The sequence below is a fragment of the Streptomyces sp. NPDC102514 genome, from assembly GCF_055584525.1.
The window spans coordinates 173,288-193,389 of record NZ_JBVJLW010000011.1 but is presented as its reverse complement, the minus strand read 5'-3'; the positions used below and the strand labels follow the sequence as shown (position 1 = coordinate 193,389).

General features: G+C 71.6%; 14 protein-coding genes. All 14 read right to left on the bottom strand.

Features of this window, described 5'->3' with window-relative positions; genetic code table 11:
• Positions 1-3: 3 nt before the first annotated feature.
• On the bottom strand, positions 4-681 hold the full coding sequence (locus tag ACZ60E_RS26790) for a PIG-L deacetylase family protein (protein WP_469443705.1): 678 nt from the start codon (positions 679-681) through the stop codon (positions 4-6).
• Positions 678-1,496, bottom strand: a complete 819-nt coding sequence (locus tag ACZ60E_RS26785; RefSeq protein ID WP_469443704.1) for a glycosyltransferase family protein — start codon at positions 1,494-1,496, stop codon at positions 678-680. The genes ACZ60E_RS26790 and ACZ60E_RS26785 overlap by 4 nt, the downstream gene beginning before the upstream one ends.
• A gap of 13 nt (positions 1,497-1,509) precedes the next feature.
• Positions 1,510-2,745, bottom strand: coding sequence for a class I SAM-dependent methyltransferase (locus tag ACZ60E_RS26780; protein ID WP_384811891.1), 1,236 nt, complete (start codon positions 2,743-2,745; stop codon positions 1,510-1,512).
• Entirely contained in the window at positions 2,742-4,016 is a 1,275-nt protein-coding gene (locus ACZ60E_RS26775) for a glycosyltransferase (protein ID WP_469443922.1), read from the bottom strand. The genes ACZ60E_RS26780 and ACZ60E_RS26775 overlap by 4 nt, the downstream gene beginning before the upstream one ends.
• An 8-nt stretch (positions 4,017-4,024) precedes the next feature.
• On the bottom strand, positions 4,025-5,260 hold the full coding sequence (locus ACZ60E_RS26770; protein ID WP_384811894.1) for an O-antigen ligase domain-containing protein: 1,236 nt from the start codon (positions 5,258-5,260) through the stop codon (positions 4,025-4,027).
• 1 nt (position 5,261) lies between these two features.
• The gene (locus ACZ60E_RS26765) at positions 5,262-6,785 is read right to left on the bottom strand and encodes a right-handed parallel beta-helix repeat-containing protein (RefSeq protein ID WP_469443702.1); all 1,524 of its coding nucleotides are present in this window, start codon (positions 6,783-6,785) and stop codon (positions 5,262-5,264) included.
• 30 nt (positions 6,786-6,815) lie between these two features.
• Positions 6,816-8,816, bottom strand: coding sequence for an alginate lyase family protein (locus ACZ60E_RS26760; protein ID WP_469443700.1), 2,001 nt, complete (start codon positions 8,814-8,816; stop codon positions 6,816-6,818).
• Entirely contained in the window at positions 8,813-11,023 is a 2,211-nt protein-coding gene (locus ACZ60E_RS26755) for a bi-domain-containing oxidoreductase (RefSeq protein ID WP_469443698.1), read from the bottom strand. Before ACZ60E_RS26755 ends, ACZ60E_RS26760 begins: the two co-directional genes overlap by 4 nt.
• 34 nt (positions 11,024-11,057) lie before the next feature.
• Positions 11,058-12,986, bottom strand: a complete 1,929-nt coding sequence (asnB, locus tag ACZ60E_RS26750; protein WP_469443697.1) for an asparagine synthase (glutamine-hydrolyzing) — start codon at positions 12,984-12,986, stop codon at positions 11,058-11,060.
• 3 nt (positions 12,987-12,989) lie between these two features.
• Positions 12,990-14,519, bottom strand: coding sequence for a Wzz/FepE/Etk N-terminal domain-containing protein (locus ACZ60E_RS26745; RefSeq protein WP_469443695.1), 1,530 nt, complete (start codon positions 14,517-14,519; stop codon positions 12,990-12,992).
• A complete protein-coding gene (locus ACZ60E_RS26740; protein WP_469443694.1) occupies positions 14,516-15,883 on the bottom strand; it encodes a Wzz/FepE/Etk N-terminal domain-containing protein in 1,368 nt (455 codons plus the stop codon). Before ACZ60E_RS26740 ends, ACZ60E_RS26745 begins: the two co-directional genes overlap by 4 nt.
• A complete protein-coding gene (locus ACZ60E_RS26735; protein WP_469443693.1) occupies positions 15,880-17,160 on the bottom strand; it encodes a glycosyltransferase family 4 protein in 1,281 nt (426 codons plus the stop codon). The genes ACZ60E_RS26740 and ACZ60E_RS26735 overlap by 4 nt, the downstream gene beginning before the upstream one ends.
• On the bottom strand, positions 17,150-18,466 hold the full coding sequence (locus tag ACZ60E_RS26730; protein ID WP_384811914.1) for a nucleotide sugar dehydrogenase: 1,317 nt from the start codon (positions 18,464-18,466) through the stop codon (positions 17,150-17,152). The genes ACZ60E_RS26735 and ACZ60E_RS26730 overlap by 11 nt, the downstream gene beginning before the upstream one ends.
• 82 nt (positions 18,467-18,548) lie before the next feature.
• Complete coding sequence (locus ACZ60E_RS26725; protein ID WP_469443691.1) at positions 18,549-20,027, bottom strand: sugar transferase; 1,479 nt, start codon at positions 20,025-20,027, stop codon at positions 18,549-18,551.
• Positions 20,028-20,102 lie beyond the last annotated feature (75 nt).

Genomic DNA, 20,102 nt, shown 5'->3' with positions numbered 1-20,102 from the left:
GGTTCATTCCCCCAGTGGTGAAGTGCCCGGGTCACAAGTGCCCAGGTCGAGCGTGAGTTTGTGGACGGCGAACGCCTCGGCGTAGCGGGCGTGGCATTCGATGCCGCGGATGCGTGCGAGGCCGAGGAAGGCCTCCCGGTCGTACCAGGGCCGGTGCCGCTGCGAGGCGTAGTGCTCCTGCAGCAGCCGCACCTTCTGTTCGGCGGTGTCCGGCGTCAGCGGCTGGTACGCCGCCATCCGGCCGAGGTCGCCGTCCCATTTGACGATCTCGTAGCCCAGTACGAGGTGGTCGCGGAAGGCGGTGGGCAGCAGTTGCGCCAGGCCGCGGTGGTCCTGGTGCGCGTCGTCGGTCCGCGGTGCGAGGACCAGGTCCGGGTCGGTGCGCGCGCGCAGTTCCTCGACGGCGGCCTTGGCCTCCTCCCACTGCGCGGGCAGTCGGCCGTCCGCCAGTTTGAGCACGGTCAGCCGCAGGTCCGCGCCGGGGCAGAAGGCTTCGAGCGCGGCCTGCTCCTCCTGCTCGCGCTCGCTGCCGCCGCCGGTGAGGACCAGGGCGTCGACGCGGAGGCCGGGCCGGGCGAGGCACATCGTCAGCAGGGTGCCGCCGGCACCGATGGCGATGTCGTCGCAGTGCGCGCCCACCGCGACGATCCGGTCCAGGCGTCCGGACCCGAGCCCGATCACGCCGTCCCCGCCGAGACGCCGGCTCTGTGCCCGCTCACGCCGTCCCGCTCCCAGACGGCCCACGGGCGGTCGCCCCGGGCGTAGGCCTCGTCGAGCGCGGCCTTCTCCTTGACGGTGTCGGTCGGCTTCCAGAAGCCGCGGTGCTGGTGCGCCACCAGCCGTCCCTGCTTCGCCAGTTGGCCGCAGCCGTCGGCGACCAGGTCGCCGCCCTCCGGGATGTGGTCGAAGATCTCCTGGCGGAGCACGAAGTAGCCGCCGTTCTCCCACAGCGGCATGTCGCTGACCGCGGTGATGCCTCCCACCAGGCCGTCCTCGCCGAGGTCGACGCAGTGGAACGAGGACTGCGGCGGCACCACCATCATCGACGCGCCCGCGTCGCGGCGGGCGAACTGGTCGATCATCTGGGGCAGGGGTGCGTCGGTGAGCACGTCGGCGTAGTTGGCGAGGAACATCTCGTCGCCGTCGAGGTGGTGCCGTACCCGGCGCAGCCGCTCCCCGATCGGTGACTCGATGCCGGTCTGCGCGAACGTGATCGTCCAGTCGGCGATGTCGGTGGACAGCAACTCGGTCCGTCCCTGGCGCAGGACGAAGTCGTTGGACGTCGTCTCCTCGTAGTTGAGGAAGAAGTCCTTGATGTGGTGGGCCCCGTAGCCGAGGCAGAGGATGAACTCGGTGTGCCCGAAGTACGCGTAGTAGCGCATGACGTGCCAGATCAGCGGCCGGGGGCCGACCATGGCCATCGGCTTGGGCGTGTCGTCGGAGGCCCCGTTGCGCATGCGCAGCCCGTAACCGCCGCAGAACAGAACGACCTTCATGCTGCAATCTCCTTCACGACGCGTCCTCGACGATGCTGAGTTCCGGTATGGGAAAGACCAGCCGGCCGCCCCACTCGTGCACGAAGGACAACTGCTCGACCAGTTCGGTCCGCAGGTTCCACGGCAGGACGAGCACGTAGTCCGGCTTGTCGGCGGCGATCTGCTCGGGCGCCAGGATCGGGATGCGGGTGCCCGGGGTGAACCTGCCGTGCTTGTACGGGTTGCGGTCGACGGTGTACGCGAGCAGGTCGGGCCGGATGCCGCAGTGGTTGAGCAGGGTGTTGCCCTTGCCGGGGGCGCCGTAGCCGACGACGGTCTCGCCGCGCTCGGCCGCCTCGATGAGGAACTTCAGGAGGTCCCTGCGCACCTTGGCGACCCGGGCGGAGAACTCGGTGTACCCGGACAGTTCCTGGAGCCCGGCGGCCTTCTCCCTGGCCAGTACGTCGGCCACCCGCTGCGACGGTTCGCCCGCCACCTCGGCGGGGCGGGCATGGAGCCGGATGGAGCCGCCGTGGGTGGGCAGCAACTCGACGTCCACGAGGGCGAGTCCGCCGCTGGCGAGGGCCCGGATCGCGGACGCGACCGTGTAGTACTGGAAGTGCTCGTGGTAGATCGTGTCGTACTGGTTGTCCTCGATGAGGGTCAGCAGGTGCTGCACCTCGATGGAGACCCAGCCGTCGTCGGCGACCAGGGCCCGCAGTCCCTGGGTGAAGCCGACCACGTCGGGGATGTGCGCGTACACGTTGTTGGCGACGACCAGGTCCGCCGGGCCGTGCTCGGCGCGGACGGCGGCGCCGGTCTCCGGGGACAGGAACTCCGTGAGCGTGGGCACACCGGCGTCCCGTGCGGCGGCACCGACGTTCACCGACGGCTCGATGCCCAGGCAGCGGATCCCCCGGTCCACCACGTGCTTCAGCAGATATCCGTCGTTGCTCGCGACCTCGACCACGAAGGCGTCGGGGCCGAGGCCCACCCGCTCCACGGCGTCGGCGACGAACGTCCGCGCGTGCTCCACCCAGGAGGTCGAGAAGGAGGAGAAGTACGCGTACTCCTTGAACGTGTCCTCCGGGGTGATCAGCGGAGGGATCTGCGCGAGCCAGCAGTCGGTGCAGACCCGCAGGTGCAGCGGGTACGCCGGTTCGGCTTCGTCCAGTTGTTCCGCGGCGAGGAAGCTCTCGCACGGCGGGGTCGCTCCCAGGTCGACGACGCTTTCGAGCGCCGCCGAGCCGCAGAGTCGGCATCGTGTCATCTACTGCCCCCATCCCGCTCGCGCTGGTGCCCCCGGCGCGAGCCAGTGTTTCCGTCACGTATCGGCGGCGGGCTCTCCCCGCCGCCCGACCGCTCCGCGATCGCGGAGCGGTACCCCTCCACCAGGCGTTCGAGGCCGACGGCCGGGCTGAAGCCCTGCTCGTACCGGCGCCGGGCCGCCCGGCCCATTTCCTGGTTGCGCTCCTGACCGGCCGTGATCCGGCGCAGGCAGGCGGCGAGCAAGGCGGGGTCGCCCGGCCGGTGCAGCAGCCCGCTCACCCCGTCCTCGACGAGTTCGACGAACGCTCCGTGCGCGGCGGCCACGGTCGGGACCCCGGCCGCCATGGCCTCCACGACCACCAGGCCGAACGCCTCCAGCCAGGTCGAGGGGGCCACCACGGCGACCGACCGCGCGATGGCCTGCCGGCACCGGGCGGGGTCGTACAGGCCGACGTAGCGCACGTCGTCCCGGTCCGCCGCCCAAGCGGTCACCTCGGCCTCCAGCGGTCCCGTGCCGGCGATCATCAGTGGTACGCCCACCCCGCCGTTCGCCGCGAGCTCGTCCCACGCGGCCATCAGCAGCCGTACGCCCTTGGCCTCCGCGAGGCGGCCCAGATAGAGCACGTGCTCGCCGGGGCCCGTGCGGCGGACGTCCGGTTCGGGCACGAAGTTGTGCTTCACCGCGAGGCGTTCGGCGGGCATCCCGGACCGCACCAGGACGTCGCGCTGGGCGGCGGAGATGCAGAAGAACCGCTCCACGCCCGACCACCAGCGCCGCCGGTTGACCGACAGGCTGACCGCGAGCGGTACCGTCGCCAGCCGGGAGCCGCGGTAGCAGCCGTGCCGGACGGCGGGCAGCGGCGACGAGCCGACGCACTCGGTGCACGGCCGGCCGTCCCGCTGGAGCGTGCCGGGCGGGCAGACCTGGGTGTAGTTGTGCAGTGTGGCCACGGCGGGCACGCCCGCGTCGGCGCAGGCGGCGAGCACCGCGGGCGACAGGAGCGGGAAGACGTTGTGGATGTGCACCACGTCCGGCCGCTCGGCCCGGAGCCGGTCGGCGAGTTCCGAGCGGACCGCCGGGTTCCACGGCACCAGGAGCGGCAGCGCGGCCTTGCCCAGCAGGGACCGGCCGGCGATGTCGTCGCTGCGCCGCTCGAACAGGCCGACCCGGTGGCCGGCCGCGCGCAGCAGCTCGGCCTCCTGGTCCACGACGTTGTTCTCCCCGCTCGGCTGTGCCGAGTTGTAGCGGTTGTGCACCACGAGGACATGCATGGTCGAGGTCACCTCCCTTCCTTGGCCCAGCGCGGGACATGTCGTCTGGGGACCACTGGCTTCAATGGCGGCGCGGGCGGGGCGGGAATCGCCAGCAGCGAGGCGGCCAGGGCCAGATGGAGCAGGTACGGCGAGGCGTCGCCGAGGCCCGCCTCGGTGTACGACGCGATCGCGCAGTAGCTGATCAGGAAGATCGCGCAGGCCCTCGGCAGCGAGGGCGGCCGGAGCAGCGCGACCCCGCCCAGCACGGCGAACACGGCCGCCACGAGGACGACGCCGATCCAGCCCTGCTCGTGGTAGACGGCCAGCCAGCTGTTGTCGATCGGCAGCCCGCCGAACGACTTGTCGCCCAGGCCCATCCCGAACAGCTTCTCCCCGGTCGTCCGGGGCTCCGCCAGCAGGGCGTCCCAGACCTTGGCCCGGCCGGTGAGGCTGGTGAGGTTCTCCTGGCTCTGGCCGCGCAGGAACCAGGTCCGCAGCGCGGAGGCGAACCCCACCGCGGCCACCACGGCGACGAGGACCGCCCAGGTGAAGAAACGGCGGGCGGCGGCGCTGGTCAGGACGAGCGAGCCGATCGCCAGCACCAGCCCGATGAGCATGCCGATGGTGGCCGTGCGGGTGTGGGTCAGCGCGAGCAGGACCAGTGAGGGCACGATGACGACCGTCGCGCTGGTGCGGTCGGCCCGGCGGCCCAGCACGAGCAGCACGGTGAGCCCGATGATCACCGCTGCGTACTGTCCGATCTGTGGCGGGGTGAGCGGCCACAGGGCGCCGACCAGCCGTCCGCCGTACAGCTCGGGCATGGCCGCGCCCGGGGAGACGACCAGGCCCGCGGCGACCGACCCGAGGACCGCGAAGTACATCCGGATGTGGTGCCGTACGAAGGTCAGGTCGCCGTCCCACCAGCGGCTGAGCAGCCACAGCGTGCCGACGAAGAGGGCCAGCCGGGTGCAGCGGAACAACGCGCCGAGCCCCGACTCCAGTTGGAGGCTGGAGATCAGGCTCGGCACCAGCAGCAGGGTGAGCAGGAGCACGAAGGCGCTGGCCCGGATGCGCAGTTGGAGATTGAGCGCGAGCGCCAGCGTGAACGCGGCGACCAGCGCGCCCATGGTGACCAGCTGGATGAGCGAGCGCGGCAGCGGGACGATGGTCTTCGCCCCGGCGGAGCCCAGCGTGTTGAGGATCAGCAGGCCCCAGACGACGCCGACGAGTTTGGGTGTGCCGCTCCGCAGGTCCCCGGTCATCTCAACCACCGGCCTGCGGGTCGAGGGTGCTGCCGGTGTCCTGCTGGTAGGGCGTGCCCTGCCACTGGCCGAAGTCGAGCACCCGGCTGGGGTCGTGGGCGACGAACTGCCAGGGTCCGACGTACACGTTGTCGTGCCAGCGGTTGTGCTGCTTGCGGGTGATCGCCTCGGCCACCTTCTCGCCCTTGTACGGCGACCACTTGGGGTAGGTGCCGTAGTTGGACAGCACCGCCATGCGGTCGCACTTGGCCGTGCACTTGACGACGGACTTGTCCAGCGTGAAGCGGTTGTCGTGGATGTCCACGCGCTGGGTCTTCCACCGGCAGTCGCCGTACAGCGGTGCTCTGGCGATCGCGGGCCGCTTGCAGCGGTCGGTGTCCCGCATCAGCAGGGTGCAGTCACCGGACGAGGTGTTGGCGGGGCTGTTGCAGAACCGGTCGGCGTTCTCCCACAGGGTGATGCCGGACCAGTTGTTCTCCAGTACGTTCCCGTAGATCTCGATCTTGTCCGTGCGGGCGCGGACCCGGGGTTCGCCGCCGGACTCGGACAGGTAGACGGTCGCGAAGGGGAAGCTGTCGCCGCGCTCGGCGTACTTGCGGCCCTCGACCCAGTTGTTCCGCCGGATCGTGTTCTTCCGGATGACCGCGTTGTAGCTGGTCTCGTACATCAGCGCGGCGCCGTCGTTGTCCTCGAGGACGTTGTTCTCGATGCGGAAGTCGTTGTTGTTGGTGTCCGCCCACAGCCCGGCGCCACGGTTGTCGTGCACCCAGTTGCCGCGGATGTCGGCGCCGTCGACGGCCCAGAACTTGATGCCTCCGGTGCAGCCGCAGCCCTCCCGCCGCCGCTCCCAGTCGCCGGTGTTGTTGCCCGTGATCTCGTTGCCCTCGACCACCAGGTCCTTGAGGGGGTCGCCGGACTTGTACGCGTTCATGCCGTACTGGCCGTTGTCCCGCAGGCAGTTGGCGCGGACCTGCTGGCGGGCTCCGGCCATCAGCCCGGCGCCGGAGTTGCGCTGGATCGTGGCGTGCTCGATCACCCATCCGTCGGCCGAGTCGTGGTTGACCACGCCCTCGTCGTGCGGCGCGACGAAGTTCTGCACGGTCAGATGGCTGATGGTGACGTCACGGGCGGTGCCGCCGAACGCGTACTGGTTGGTCTTGTGGCCGTCGAGGACCGCGCCCGGCGCGCCGAGGTAGCGGTCCCCCTTCTTGGGGATGACCTGCGCGTAACGGTCCGCTTCGAGCCGGTGCGTGCCCGGCTTGAGCCAGAACGTGGTGTCCGGTGGGCTGCTCTTGGTCTTGGCGGCCAGGTCACCGGTCTTCGCGGGGTCGACCGTCACCGCTCCCGCCGGTGCCTTCGCCGGTCCGGGCGCGGGCTTGGCGCACACGCCCGCCACGGACCGGGCGCCGGACGTGGACGGCGCGGCGGTCGGCTCCGACGGGGCGTCCGACGTGCTCACACAGCCGCTCGCCAGGACGGCCAGCGCCGCCACCGGCAACGCCCGCCTCCGCCACTTGAATCGCACGCTTCCTCCCCCTTTCTGGTCGCGGACTTTCTAGTCGCGGAAGCTGAGTACGGTCGTGAACGGCTGGGCGCTGTCGGCGAATCCGGTGCCGACGAGCGTGGTGGCGGGCTCCTTGCGTCCGAAGCCCGCTGAGTACCAGCCGAGCGGCGGGTCGCTCTCGCCGCGGTGCGCCCGCCAGTTCAGCTCTCCGGGCAGATCGAGGACGGCGGAGCGGGTCTCGCCGTCGCGCATCCAGGTGAGTTCGGCCCGGTCCCCCGTCAGGTCCGCGGTGATCGCCGGCCCGAGGTGGAAGGCGAGGCGCGCGGCCCGGCGCGGGCCCCGTACCTCGTCGACCACGCGCAACTCGGCTGTTTCGGCGGTCAGTTCCACCCGGCGGCGGTGCACCGAGCCCTGGTAGCCGTCGTGTTCGGCGCACCAGCGGGAGACGCCCGCGTCGGAGGTGCGCGCGTCGAGGACGCGGGTGCGGGCGTGCCGGGTCCACAGGAACGGCCCGCCGGAGACGGACTGGTCGGTGCCGTCCAGTTGCAGGGTGTTGTGGCCGAGGGTGGAGCGGAAGTACTGCCGCCACTCGGGCTGCCCGTGGTAGCAGAACGTCCCCGGGTCGGCGAGGACGTCGACCCCGTCGTGCCGGACCTCCACGGACAGCGCGTCCGCGTGGGCGTGCGCGGCGATGGACAGGAAGCCGTGCGGACCGCCGTCGCAGCGGCACCAGATCCCGTCCGGGCCCCGGAGCACGGTGAGCCCGGCGTCGGCGAAGTGGGCCGGGCGCGATGCCGGGCGGGTCACCGCCGCCGTGGTCCCGTGGTGCGGGGACGGCTCGTTCTCCGCGTTCGGCCGCGCCTTCGCGGACGGGTGGATGAGCGCGGCCAGCAGCGGGGTGCGTACGTCGGTGCCGGTCACCTCCGGCCACCAGTCGAGCCGGCCGAACACGGCGTCCCCGGTGGCCAGCAGCGAGGCCCAGCGGTCGGTGCCCGTGCCGTCCACGATCAGACCGTGCCCGTCGTCCGCGTCCCCCTGGCGCGGTGGCCGCAGCCGGTCGTCCACGACGGCGGCGAGCGCGTCGGTCATCCGCAGCAGCACCAGACGCACCGTCGCGGGGACGGGTACGTCGGCGGCGTCCGCCTCGGCCAGCGCGGCCAGGCCGAGTTCCAGGACGAGTCCGTGGTACTCACTGGCCAGCTCGCGGTTGAGGCCGGAGAGGAAGGTGTTGGCACGCAGGTGCCGGTCGAGGGACCGCAGCGCGTCGGTGCGCCACCGGCCGGAGGAGGGGAACCAGTCGAACGCGCAGGCCGCGGCGAACTGTCCGGCGGTCTCGGCGACGATGTGGTTGTTCGCCGACGAGCCCCGGCTGGGGAAGGCGGCCAGCCAGCGCTGGTGGTGCCAGATCTGGTTCCGCGCCACCGCGTTGTCCTCGAACAGCCCGGCCGCGCCCTGCCAGCCGTCGAGGAGCCGGCGGATCCACACCCAGGACAGCAGCCGGATGCCCAGCTCGATACCGCTGATCCAGTGCACGCCCTGCAGCGGCGGGTTGGCCGTCCACCACGACCGCAGATGTGCGGCCACGCGCTCGGCGTACCGTTCGTTCCCGGTGATCGCGTAGGCGGCGGCGAGCACCGTGAGGTACTGGTGCCGGGACGGCTCCCAGATCTGCTTGATGTCCCCGGCCGCGTCCTCGCTGCGGTACGGCACGTCGAAGCCGTAGCCCCCCGGGGCCCGGCGCCCGGTCTTCGGGTCGTACCACCAGTCCGGGTCGGCCAGGTCGTCCCGGGCCACGCCGAAGAACTCGGCGTGGCCGTCCATCAGCCGGTCCGCCTCGGCGACGAGCCGTTTCGCGGCGTCCGGAGGTATCGCGGCGATCGTTCCCGCGGGCAGTGCCGCGGTGAACCGGGCGCCGGTCACGCTCGGCGCGTCGGGCGGCTGCGCCCGCCACCGCCGTCTGCGCACCGTGTCGCCCGCCCGGCCGGCGACCTCCAGCGGTCCCATCCGGGACAGCCGCCGCAGGTACCAGCCCGCGGTGGTGCTCACGGTCATCGCGCCCCCGTCAACGTCACCGGCGCGCCGCCGGCCAGGCCGGACGGCACGGCGAGGGTGGCCGCCGTGGTGGCGACCAGCGACTCCAGCGGCACCGGCATGGGCCCGCCGGTCCGCACGGCCCTGATGAACGCCGCCAGTTCGGCGTTCTGGCCCTTGTCCCGGGCCTTGGGCAGCCGTGAACTGACCCACCGCTTCCGTCCGGACCCGCCGTCGAAATACACCGAGGCACGGACGAAGTCGTCGAGCCGCAGCACCTTGCCGTCGGCGACGAGGTCCAGGGTCTCCTTGGGGAAGCCGGCCGCGCCCGTGGTGACGTAACTGATGGTGGCGGTGGACCCGTCGGGGTAGCGCAGCACGACGTTCAGGTCCTCGTTGCCGGGCGCGGCGGTGGCGTACACCGATTCCGGGTCCGCGTCGAGGAGCCAGCTCGCGGTGTCGATGAAGTGGCCGCCCTCACCGGCGAACCGGGAGCCCTCGGTGCCCTGCTGGAGGTACCAGCTGCCGCCCTGCAGGCGGCCCGCGTTGACCAGGTAGCGCAGGCTCGCCGGTCCTGTCCGGGCACCGAACTTCTTCCTGGCCTCCGTGAGCAGGGGCGCGAAGCGGCGGTTGAAGCCCACCTGCAGCCGGTCGTTGCCGGATTCCTCCACGGCAGCGAGCACACCGGCCAGCTCTTCCTCCGAGAGGGCGAGGGGCTTCTCCACGAACACCGCCTTGCCCGCGATGAGTGCCCGGCGGGTCAGTTCGGCGTGCGAGCTGTGCCGGGTGACGACGAACACCGCGTCGACGGACTTGTCGTCGAGCATGGCGTCGAGGTCGGTGCTCGCCTCCTTGAAACCGAACTTCCGCTTCGCGTTGGCCGCCGAGAGGGCCGTCGTGGTGACGACCGTGGTCAGCTCGACGCCGTCGCGCTGGGCCAGGTGCGGCAGCAGCATCGACGTCGCGTAGTTCCCCGCGCCGGCGAACGCCACCCGCACCGGCGCGTCGGCCGACCGGGCCGGGGCGGACGGTTTTCCACCGCGTCGCACCTCGGACACGGTCACCGTGGGCGCGGGGGTCCCCGCCCCGGCCGGGTCGTCGGCGCGGCCGGGGTAGCGGAACAGCACGGCTACGGCCTTCAACTCGCCGTCCTTGAGGCGCTGGTACGTCTCGACGGCGTCGTCGAAGGCGGCGACGTGCGAGATCAGGAGCTCCACGTCGACACGGCCACGGGCGGCGAGATCGAGGAAGCACGCCAGGTTGCGGCGCTCGGTCCAGCGCACATAGCCGATCGGGTAGTCCCGTCCCTCCAGCTCGTACGACGGGTCGTAGCGCCCGGGGCCGTAGCTGCGGGAGAAGCGGACGTCGAGTTCCTTCTCGTAGTACGCGTTCCAGGGCAGGTCCAGCCGGCACTTGCCGATGTCGACGACCCGGCCGCGGTCCCTGCAGAGCCGGGCGGCCAGCTCGACGGGCTGGTTGCTGCCGCCGCCCGCCGCCAGATACACCTGGTCCACGCCGTGGCCGTCGGTGAGTTCGGCGACGGCCGCCTCCACGGCCGCGGACGCGGGGTCCCCGCAGGCCGCGGCGCCCAGGCGTTCGGCGAGTTCGCAGCGCGCCGGGTCGGGGTCGGCCCCGACGACGCGTACTCCCGAGGCGGTGAGGAGCTGGGCCACGAGCTGCCCGATCAGGCCGAGGCCGATGACCAGCGCCACCTCGCCGAGCTGCGGCTCGCCCTGCCGGACGCCCTGCATCGCGATCGAGCCGACGGTACCGAAGGCCGCGTGCCGGGGCGCGAGACCGTCCGGGACCGGGGTGTAGAGGTTCTTCGGCACCCAGTTCACTTCGGCGTGCAGCGCGTGCTCGTTGCCCGCGCAGGCCACGAGGTCGCCGACCTTCACATCGTCGATGCCGGGGCCGACCTGCTCGACCACCCCGCACAGCGAGTAGCCGAGCGGGGTGTACGAGTCGAGCTTGCCCATCACCTTGCGGTAGGTGGCGGGCACGCCGTTGGTGGCCACGCTCTGCATGACCTTGGCCACCTGGTCCGGCCGGGAGCGGGCCTTGCCCACCATCGACATACCGGCCTCGGACACCTTCATGAGCTCGGTGCCGGTGGAGATCAGCGAGAAGGCGCTGCGGACCAGCACCCCGCCGGGCTTGCACCCCGGCACGGGCACGTCGAGCAGCGCCAGTTCGCCGCTCTTGTAGTTCTGCACAACCTGTTTCACCCGAGCTCCTCTTGATTTCTACGCCGTCGTGCCGTCATGCCGCCTGGCTCCGGTCGGAGCCGGAAGTAGCGTCGCGGTACCAGTACTCAAGGGTCAGCACATGCCACAGGTGCTTGGAGAAGTCCCGCTGTCCGGCGGCGTCCTCGGCGACCATGCGGGCCAGCGCGTCGCGGCGCAGGATCCCGGAGCTGACGAGCACACCGTCGTTCACCACCTCGCGCACCAGCGGTGCCAGGTCCCGGCTCATCCAGGCCCGCAGCGGGGCGCTGAACAGGCCCTTGGGCCGGTAGACGATCTCCCGGGGCAGGACCGAGGTGGCCGCCTCCTTGAGGACCGCCTTGCTCTGCCGTCCGGCGATCTTGCGACGGCCGGGGAAGGCGAACGCCGCCTTGACCACCTCGACGTCCACGTACGGCACCCGTACCTCGGTCGACGCGGCCATGCTGGAGCGGTCGGTGTAGGCGAGGTTCAGGCCCGGCAGGAACATCCGGGCGTCGCCCAGGCACATGCGGTTGACGAAGTCGTCGAGGTCGTTGTCCTCGTAGACGTCCGCGTGCTCGGTCAGCACGTCGTCGACCGTCCCGGCCAGGTCCGGATTGACCAGGGCGAGCAGTTCGTCCTGGTCGTACATGGTGTAGCTGCGCCGGAACGCGGTCTCCTCCGGCAGGTCGGCGAAGGAGAGGAACCGCTTCGCGAAGCGCACCGACCTCAAGCCGCGGCGCGAGGTGGCGACCGGCAGCCGGTCCACCGTCGCGGACAGGCCGCGCCGCAGGGGGCGCGGGATGCGCTGGTAGCGCAGCGCGAGCAGGTTGGCGAGGTGTTTGCGGTAGCCGGCGAACAGTTCGTCGGCGCCCATGCCCGAGAGCATCACCTTGACCCCGGCCTCGCGGGCGGCCGAGCAGATCAGGAAGGTGTTGATCGCGGCGGGGTCGCCGATCGGCTCGTCCAGGTGGTGGGTCATCCGCGGCAGCAGGTCGAGCACGTCCGGGGCGATCTCGATCTCGTGGAGGTCGACGCCGAACTGCTCGGCGACCTGCCGGGCGTAGCGCAGGTCGTCCGGCATCGCCTCGAACTTGGCGTCCTCGGGGCGGAATCCGATCGTGTAGGCGGAGATCCCGGGCCGGTCGCGGGCCGCCAGCGCGGTCAGATAGCTGGAGTCGAGGCCGCCGGAGAGGAAGGTCGCCACGGGCACGTCGGAGAGGAGGTGCTGCCGGGTCGACTCCTCGACGACGGCGGCCAGGTCGGGGAGTTCGCCACTGCGGGCGCGCTCCTGGCCCTCGGCGGCGACGTCCCTGAGGTTCCAGTACCGGCCGCGCTCGATCCGGCCGTCGGGCCGGCACCGCAACCAGCTTCCCGGCGGGAGTTTCTCCGCCTCGCTGAACGCGCAGCGCGAGTCCGGCACCCAGTAGTAGAGGAGGGAGGCCACCAGCGCGGCCTGGTCCACCTCCAGCGTTCCGCCGGTCACGGCGGCGAGCGCCTTGAGTTCGGAGGCGAACATCAGGCCCTTGCCGCGCCGGAGCAGGAACAGCGGCTTGATGCCGAGCTGGTCGCGGGCGAGCACGAGTTCCCCGGTCCGCTCGTCGAAGACGGCGAACGCGAACATGCCGCGCAGCCGGGGCAGGCAGTCGGTACCCCAGCGCCGCCAGGCCTCAAGGACCACCTCGGTGTCGGAGGTACCGCGGAACCGCACCCCGGCGGCGGCCAGTTCGGTGCGCAGTTGCGGCGCGTTGTACAGCTCGCCGTTGTACGTGAGGGAGAGGCCGTCGGAGACCATCGGCTGGGCGCCGGTCTCCGACAGGTCGATGATGGCCAGCCGGCGGTGCCCGAGGTGCACCTCGCCGTCACCGGCGGAGTGGCTGTAGCGGCCCGCGCCGTCCGGGCCGCGGTGGGCGAGGACATCGGTGAGCCGGTCGGTCACGGCCTTGCCGTCCGGCCACAGGTAAGTGCCTGCGATGCCACACATGATCTACCTGGCCTCCTGGTCGCTGTACGGGATGCGTGCGGCCGTCATGGAGGGCCGTTCCGTCCGCGGCTGGCCGGTCCCGTGCTGCCGGGCGGGCCGCTCATGGGCGCCGCGCAGCGCGGTCTGCAGCCCGTCCCACAGCGTGCCGTCGGTCCGGTCGCGCGGATCGGGGTCGATGAGCACCACGCCGATCACCGGGATGCGCTGGTCGGCGAGTTGCCGTGCCACGGTGTGCAGCCAGGCGGCGCTGCCGTGTCCGGCGCGCACGACGAGCACGCTCTGGCCGCCGAGGTACTGCAGATCGGTCCAGGCGGTGCCGGGGGCGACCGAGCCGACGCCGAGCCGGCGTGCCTGTTTCGGCACGGCCGCGGCGTCCTCGCCCCTGACGACGGTGGGGCCGCCGGGCTCCTGGCGGCTGTTGGCGAGTTCGCGTCCGGGCAGTCCGTCGATGACGACGACCGGGCCCTCCGTCGCCAGTGCTCGGGCGACGTTCAGGGCGATCACGCTCGTGCTGCGCGCACAGCCCAGTTCCAGCAGCGACACGGGTTCCGCGGAGCCCCGTACGGCGCGGACCAGGGTCGCGGTGAGGCGTTCGCGGGCCGCGCTGGTCCGCCGGGGCCGCCACAGCCCGGCCGACCAGCGGGGCACGGCGCGCAGTTCCGCGACGACCGAGGCGCCCAGGTTCGCCGCGATCTCCTTGCGCAGAACGGGCCGGTCCGCCACCACCGTGCCGACCGCGGCAAGGCCGAGGCCGAGGACGAGCCCGAGAACGAGCCCGATCACGGCGTTGGTGGCGGCCGACCGGGGCAGGGACTGCTCGACCGCGCGCGGGGCGTCCACGATCTGGGTGCCCGCGATGACCTTGGGTGTGCCGGTGCGCGCGTCCGCGGCGCGCTGGTCGAAGTCGGCGATCCGTGAGTTGAGCAGGGCCCGGCGGGCGAAGAGGGACTCCAGGCCGGCCGACGCCTGCGGGTCGCTCTCCGGTGAGCGGTCGCCGATCGCGTTGTTGACCTCGGTGAGTTCGTCCCGCATGCGGTCGCGCTGGTCGAGCAGGGCCTTGGCCTCGGCCTGCGCGGCTTCCCGCATCCTGCGCACATGGTCCGCGACGAACGCTTCGGCCAGCGCCTTGGCGCGGGCCACGGCCTCCTCCTCGGTCTTGCCCGTCACATCGATCTGCAGCAGGTTGTTGGTCAGGCCGGTGCCCCGGTAGTCCTTCATGAAGTCCTCGGGTTTCTCCGGGGACTTGAGGGCCTGCAGGGCCTTGTCGGCGATCCGTGTGGTGCCCAGCAGCGCGACGTCGGTACGGATCAGCGTCCCGGTGTCGTTCGGCTGGTCGTCCTGATGCACGACCAGCACCTTGGCCGTGGCGCTCGGCGGTGGCGGCAGCAGGACGGCCACGGCCGCGCCGAGGAGCAGCCCCAGCAGTGCCACGGAACTCCAGAGGCGGCGGCGCCTGCGCACCGCCACGACCAGTGCGTGCAGATCGAGCAGCGGAGTGGCGGCCGACGACTCCGCGGTCGTACTCGTCGTCATGCCGGACCTCCCGTGGTGGTGCCGGGAACCGCGAGCGCCAGCGGGGTGTTGTCCGCGGGCCGGTCGGCGGACCGGGTCGGCCGGGCCCGGACCGTGCCGGCGACGACGATGCCGACGACCTCGTGTCCGGCGTCCGCGCAGGCCTCGGCGACGGCGGAGAGGTCTCCGGCGGTCCAGCTGCCCGCGCTGAGCACGACCAGGACGCCGGACTCGGTGTCGCGGTCGGGCACCATCGGCTGGGTCACCTGGACGTCCACCACGCGCAGCACCGGATCGCTCTTGGCCTCGGTGACGAGCTGGTCGGCGGCCCGGCGGGCGGTTCCGTCGCCGTCCGGTACGACGACGAGCAGCCGCCGGGGGGCCGGCAGCTGGTTGCGCAGGCGTACGCAGACCCGCCGGTAGCGGATGCGCCGGCCGGCCTCGTCGCCGTACGTCTGCGGGTCCGGGGCGTCCCACCGGGTGTCGACGCCGAGCAGTCGGCGGATCCGGGCCGCCCGGCCGGTCTCCCGCCGCCCGTGCGCGGGGTGTTCCTCGGGTACGTCGACGGTGCCGAGGAGTGTGGAGCCCAGTGCCGCGGCGATCTCCGGTTCGGTGCGCAGCCGGCGGTTCATCCGGGCTGCGGCGAGATGGGCGACGACGGTGAGCAGGAACGCCAGCAGCGCCCCGCCGACGATGAGTTGCACCCTTGTCGGTGGCGCCTCGCCGGTCGGCCTGGCCGCCGGTCCCATGACCACCATGCCGGCCTTGCTGGTCGCCGGGTCGGCCTCGTCCAGTTTCTGCATGGCCTCTTCCAGCGCTGTGCGCAGATTCGCGAGCGCGGTGCGGGCCTGCACGCTCTCCACTGTCTGTCCCGGATCCGAGGCCTTGGACAGGTCGGTGATCCGGCGGTTGGTCTCCTCCACCTGCTGGCGCAGGGCCTCGGGGCCCGTGGCCGCGTCGGAGTCGGTGCTGTCGCCCGCGACGCGCGCGGCGAAGGCGACGAACTGCTGGGCCGACCGGTCGGCGAGCCGCTGGGCGCGCTCCGGAGTGTCGGCCGTGCCCGAGATCTTGATGATGTTCCCGTTGGCGGCGGCGGCGCTCACCTTCTTCCGCAGATCGCTGCCGCTGACGCCCTCCCAGTGGAGCGTGGCGGCCACGCGGTCGATCACGACCGAACTGGTCGCGATCTCCGCCTGGGTGAGCAGTTCGCGCTCCTCCCACTGCCCCGGCAGCAGGACCGATGCCGAGGCCGTGTACGCGGGTGGGAACAGCATCGAGGTGCCGTAGCCGACGAGCGCGCCCACCACGACGAGGAGGGCGAGGAGCCGCCGGCGCCGGCGGAGAATACGCCCGATCGTGACCAGGCGTATGGTGTCGTCGCTCAACGGAGCGGCCTCCTCCCTGTGCGGGTGGGGCCGCCCGCCGACACCGGAGTGCGGTCGCGGCAGGCAGCGGTGTAGGCGGCGAGCAGCGCCGCTTGCGAGTTCCGCCAGGAGAGCTGTCCGCTGATCCGCTCCTGGCCGGTCTTGCCCATCTCGGCGCGCATCGCCGGATCGTCCAGCAGCAGCGCGACGAGCTTCGCGAATTCGGCCTCGTCGTTGGCGGGCGCGTAGACGGCGGCGTCGCCGGCGGAGACACGTGCCTCGCGGAGGTCGAACGAGACGATCGGCCGGCCCATGGCCATGTACTCCAGGACCTTGTTCATGGTCGACACGTCGTTGAGCGGATTGCGCGGGTCGGGTGAGAGGCACACGTCCGCGGTGGACAGGTAGCGCACCAGGTCGGCGTCCGGGATGCGGCCGGTGAACTGCACCTGTTCGGAGAGGCCGAGCTGCCGGGACAGCTCCACCATGGCGTCGAAGGCGTCGCCGGAGCCGACGAACACCGCGTGCCAGTCGGTCCGGCCGAGGTCGTCGCGCAGTTTCGCGAGCGCCCGCAGGGCGTAGTCGACCCCGTCCTGCGGGCCCATGACGCCGAGGTAGCACAGCAGATGGGGCTTGCCGCGCTTGAGTTCCGGCTCGGGCGGTACCGGCTGGAACCGGTCGGTCTGCGGCGCGCTGCGCACCACGAAGACGTCCTGCGGCCGCTGCCCGCCACGGCCGACCGCGACGTCCCGGTAGCTCTCGTTGGTGGCGAGCACGACGTCCGCGGCCCGGTAGGTCATCCGTTCCAGTGCGCACACGCCGCGGTAGAGCAGGTCCTCGCCGCGGTCGAACCGGGAGAGGTACAGCTCGGGCACCAGGTCGTGCTGGTCGAAGACGAACCGGGCGCCGCGCCGCTTCATCCACAGCGCGGGCAGGAACAGCAGGTCGGGCGGGTTGCAGGCGTGGACCACGTCGACCGGGCCGACCCTGCGGGCCAGCCGGAGCGTGTGCCACAGCGCGGATCCGTACTCCCGCAGATAGCCGGCGGGTCCGCCGGTGGCGGCGCGCAACGGGTAGCGGTGGATCCGCACCCCGTCGATCACCGCCTCCGGCTCGGTGTCCCGTCTGGTTCCCTGCGGGCAGATGACGTGGACCTCCCAGCCCGCGTCGCGCAGCGTCGTGCACTCCTGCCAGACCCGCCGGTCGAAGGGCACCGACAGGTTCTCCACGAGGATCAGCGCGCGCCGGCCGGTCCTGTCGGTGCCGGTCGTCTCGTCGGACGATGTGTTACCAAGCAAGGCCCATGTACCCCGGTTCGGTCCGGCGCGCGTCGGCGTCGGGAAGGTGGATGAGATCGATGAGCACGGGGCCCTCGCCATGGGGCAGTGCCGACAGGACGGCCGGGTCCCTGGTGCCGACCAGGCAGACCTCGGCGTGGTCGAGCACCTCTTCGACGGAGTCCGCGAGGAGGTGTGCGAGGTGGGGCAGCCGGGTTTCGATGTACTCGCGGTTGGCGCCGAGCAGCCTGGAGAGGCTGACGTTGGCGTCGTAGATCTTCAGGTCGTACCCCTTGCCGAAGAGACGTTCCGCCAGTTCGACGAGCGGGCTCTCGCGGAGGTCGTCGGTGCCGGGTTTGAAGGACAGCCCGAACAGTCCGGCCCGGCGTTTTCCGGTGCGCTCGACCATCTCCACCGCGCGTTGCAGATGGGCGGAGTTGGAGGGCAGGACGTGGGACAGGATCGGTACAGAGACGTCGGCCCGCTGTGCCGCGTGGACCAGGCTGCGCAGGTCCTTGGGCAGGCAGGAGCCGCCGAAGGCGAAGCCGGGCCGCAGATAGGCGGGGCTGATGTTCAGCTTGCGGTCGGCCAGGAACACGTCGATGACCTGGTGCGAGTCCACGCCGAGCGCCTGGCAGACGGCGCCCAGTTCGTTCGCGAAGCCGATCTTGAGGCCGTGGAAGGCGTTGTCGGCGTACTTGATCGCCTCGGCCGTCGGGACCGGTACCCGGAACACCTCGCCGGGCAGGCCGTCGTACAGCGCCCGTACCGCGTCGCCGCTCGCCCGGTCGAGTTCGCCGATGACGGTCTTGGGCGGGTCGAAGAAGTCCCGCACGCTGGTGCCCTCGCGCAGGAACTCCGGGTTGACCGCGACCCCGACGTCCACCCCGGCCGTGCCACCGACGTACTTCTCCAGGATCGGCAGGAGCAGGTTCAGGCAGGTGCCCGGGAGCATGGTGCTGCGGAACACGACGGTGTGCCGCCCGCCCCGCTCGGCGAGCGCGGCGCCGATCTCCTCGGTGACACGCTCCAAATAGGTGGTGCACAGGCTGCCGTTGGCCTCCGAGGGTGTGCCCACGCAGACCAGCGAGATCTCGCTGCCCATGATCGCCTCACGGACGTCGTCCGTGGCTCTCAGGGCGCCGGTCCGTACGACGTCGGCGATGAGTTCGCCGATACGTTCCTCCACCACCGGGGCCTTGCCGTCGTTGACCAGGTCGACCTTGACCTGGTTGACGTCCACCCCGATGACCTCGTGCCCCATGCTGGCCAGGCACGCGGCTGATACGCAGCCCACGTAGCCGAGCCCGAAAACGCTGACCTTCATGATCCGTTTCTCCCCCCATGCAGGCCCTCCCGGCCTGCGGTCCGTGCGCCTACCGGCTTCCTGAGCCGCAGTCCCCCGCGCATCAGTACGCCCCGTGTCCGTAGAGCACCGCGCGTAGCGTCTTCCACAAGATCACCGTGTCCAGGGCGAGCGACCAGTCCTCCACGTACCGCAGGTCGAGGCGGACCGCCTCTTCCCACGGGAGGTCGCTGCGCCCGCTGATCTGCCACAGACCGGTGAGTCCGGGTTTGACCAGCAGCCGCCGCCGGATGTCCGGGCCGTACGCGGCGGACTCCTCCGGCAGCGGGGGTCTCGGGCCGACGAGCGACATCGATCCGGTGAGTACGTTGAAGAGCTGCGGCAGTTCGTCGATCGAGTACCGGCGCAGCACCGCCCCCAGCCGGGTCACGCGCGGGTCCCGGCGGAGCTTGAACAGCAGGCCGGCGCCCTCGTTGAGGTCGGCCAGTTCGGTTCGTGCCCGGTCCGCCCCGACGACCATGGTGCGGAACTTGAAGATGGTGAACTCGCGGCCGTCCTTGCCGACTCTTCGCTGGCGGTAGAGCGCCGCGCCTCTGCTGTCCATCAGCACGAGCAGCCCGACGAGCACCATCAGCGGTGCGAAGAGCAGCAGCAGGACGGCCGCGCCCATCCGGTCGACGACCCCTTTGACGGCCCGGCGGCCCCCGGTGAAGGTGGGCATGCTGACTCGCAGCAGCGGAATCCCGAGCACCGCGTCGACGTGCAGCCGCGGGCCGGCCACCTCCATCAGTACGGGGGCCACGACCATCTCGGCTTCGCTGCCTTCGAGGTTCCAGGCCAGCCGCTGCAGCCGGTCCGGTGACCAGTGCGGGTCCGGTGTGACGGCGACGACCCGGTAGCCGTCGCGCCGGACGTGGTTGGCGACATCCGCCAGCCGGCCGACGACCGGCACTCCGTCCAGTTGGTCACCGTCCGGCCCGAGACCGTCCGTCGTGCACACCCCGTCCACCTGCCAGCCGAGGTGCGGGAACTTGCGGGTGCGGTTGATCAGGTCGCGCACGGTGGCCGGGCTCCCGGCGGCGAGCACCGGTCTCAGGCACCGTCCTTCCTTACGCTGTTTGTGGAGCCGAAGGCGCAGCAGATACCGCGCGGTCATGGTGACGATCGCGATCGCGGGAATCGCGACGAAGATCCAGAGTTTGATGTTGCGCGAGGTCAGGGCGATTCCGCCGAGTGCCAGGACGACGGCCGCCGTGAACAGCGAGCGTCCGAGCCGGCGGAATTCCTCGGCCCCCTGGCCGAGCACGGCCGGAGCCCACGACCGGCTCACCGCGAGGGCTCCCAGCACCAGCAGTTCGGTGCCGAAGGCGAGAATCACCCATTTCTCGTGCCAGTTGGCCGCGTCCCGGGCCCCGAAGAAGTTACCGATCCCCGCCACCACGACCGCGGTCGCCACCGTATCGGTGATGATCACGGTACGGCGGTAGCGCTGTTCCCAGTCGCTCGCGGGCCGGCTGATGGTCTCGTTCGCCAGTCGCCCGCGTGCCGACGGAAAAGGGTTGACTAGATCCCCCCGTTGCACAGAACCCCCCAGGTCCCCAGTGGTTCGACGTGTTCGTACGACACCGCCCCTCCCCCCGGGAGGCCCCCGCCTCCC